Source organism: Shewanella sairae, from assembly GCF_023283535.1.
GTDB classification, from domain to species: Bacteria; Pseudomonadota; Gammaproteobacteria; order Enterobacterales; family Shewanellaceae; genus Shewanella; species Shewanella sairae.
The window spans coordinates 1-1,830 of sequence record NZ_JAKILT010000156.1 but is presented as its reverse complement, the minus strand read 5'-3'; the positions used below and the strand labels follow the sequence as shown (position 1 = coordinate 1,830).

Sequence of the window (1,830 nt, the reverse complement as noted above, 5' to 3'; positions counted from 1 at the left end):
CATCTCATCCTTTCCTGTCATTACCGCGGCTTCTAGGATGTGGTTTGTTCTTACTGCGAAATGGGCTTTCATCCAAGTGCGTTTACCATCAACCTTGTGTTTCTCTTGGTGCCACTCATCTCTGCCAAATTGCTTCAACCCAGTGGAATCAATCGCTATCGCGACAACATCATCACTTATTCCCTCGCATTTTTAAAACGAGGCGTGATTAACCCAAGCGTACTTAAGCGCTTTGAGAGCAGAGTACAGTCAGGGCATTGAAGGCAGGGTGGGATTATACTTTGTTAATTCCCTTAACATTTATCATTTTTGTTCGTTTATTGGCTCAATACGAGAGTATTGGTTTATATAAATAACCCGTAATCGAATAAAATTCGTTCAGACAGATAGGGTTGTTAACTAATTTTACAATGTATAATCCGGCCCTGGCATTGAAGGTGAGGCTTGCCGAGTAAAACGAGTAAGTTCTCGATAAAGCCCAGCGCTTGGCGTAACGATAACTTAAATACCATTCTAATATAGTGGCATGCTTCTATCGTGCTATCTGGATACTTAACAGTAGAGCCTCTACCGTCATAATATCTCATGTCATTTTGCCAGCTTTCTATAATTGAAGACGATAACCAAATACTCATTTTGCCTCTATTTTTTAGCGACTGGTTATATTGCGCATAATTTCTTAAGCGATAAACCGCTTTCTTTATATGATGGCGTTTGCGCTTATTGTGTTTGTGAGGCATTTGTTAAATAATTAAAGTGGTAGGCTCTATATCAGATAATAACGGATCTTATAGAGGTTGCCCATCTGTTGATTATTTGAGCGCTGCAACAAAGCCGTTTGCGACAGAACCCTATTAATTATTTCTTTGATTATAAACGAAATACATGAAAAACGATCGAGTTTGAACAGTTCCAGAACTAAAATACAGCGTAACTTTTCACAACTCTGTGTTCTATATTTTTATTATTAGTAATTTGCATTAGTGTTTGTGTATATTTCATACCGTCTCCACAAAATAGCGTTGCACTATCTAAAGTGTATTTAGCCCCCGATATAACGCTATAACATATACCAGTTTCGATAAGTCTATTAGCGAATATCAGTAGCAGTTTCTGATGTTCAGTGTTTTTGTCTGTAATATTTTCATAAAGAATTCTATCTTCTTTTTTAAAGCTAGAGACGGGTTTAACACTATTAGGGCTGAGTTCATACACTTTCCCACTTGCGGCTTCACGGTTCAATCTAATGTAGCTATTATCATTAAAGCCAGGAGCGCTCACTTTATAAACAACCTCAAAAAAGCGAGGGCTTTGAGGTTTAGATACTACGAATGTCCCGCCATTTATTTTCTTGGAATATTCAATAGTTTTTTCTTCATTACCAATAAATAGTAAAGGGCTATCAGAATTGGAGCCGTAGCGCTGTAATATTGACTCAATGTTTTTTAAGCGTGATTTATACTCTTTTTCTGTTTCAGGTGTATTCTTAATTGTGAAGGATTGCTTTACTTTACTAACAAAAACTTCCTCCTTAGATGCTACTGAAGTGGAAAATAGAAATGTAAATATCAATGAATAACTAAGCTTTCTTAATATCATTACCAACCCTCTGAAGTTATTCTAACTTATTAATATCCCGTGTAGGCACCATATCATAATCGGTTCTGTCGCAAACTGAGATCTTGCTGTTATATTTTAAGGGCGCAGGATCTCGCAGATACAATTAGGCCGCTAAAGAATATTCTGGTCAAGCACAACAGGACACCTCACTTTGTAATTTCTCATAGTTGACTGGTGTTAAGTCTTTGAGCGATGTATGCAACCGTTCAT

At 37.1% G+C, this 1,830-nt stretch carries 2 protein-coding genes and 1 pseudogene; all 3 read right to left on the bottom strand.

The window, feature by feature from the left end; all coding sequences use genetic code 11:
- Positions 1-153, bottom strand: a pseudogene (locus L2748_RS23740) (IS5-like element ISLlo3 family transposase); the annotation flags it as partial.
- Between the two features lie 242 nt (positions 154-395).
- Positions 396-740: a transposase gene (locus L2748_RS23735; RefSeq protein WP_276521668.1), complete on the bottom strand. Its 345-nt coding sequence runs from the start codon at positions 738-740 to the stop codon at positions 396-398.
- A 178-nt stretch (positions 741-918) separates the two neighbouring features.
- Entirely contained in the window at positions 919-1,599 is a 681-nt protein-coding gene (locus tag L2748_RS23730; protein ID WP_248957809.1) for a hypothetical protein, read from the bottom strand.
- Between the last annotated feature and the right edge of the window lie 231 nt (positions 1,600-1,830).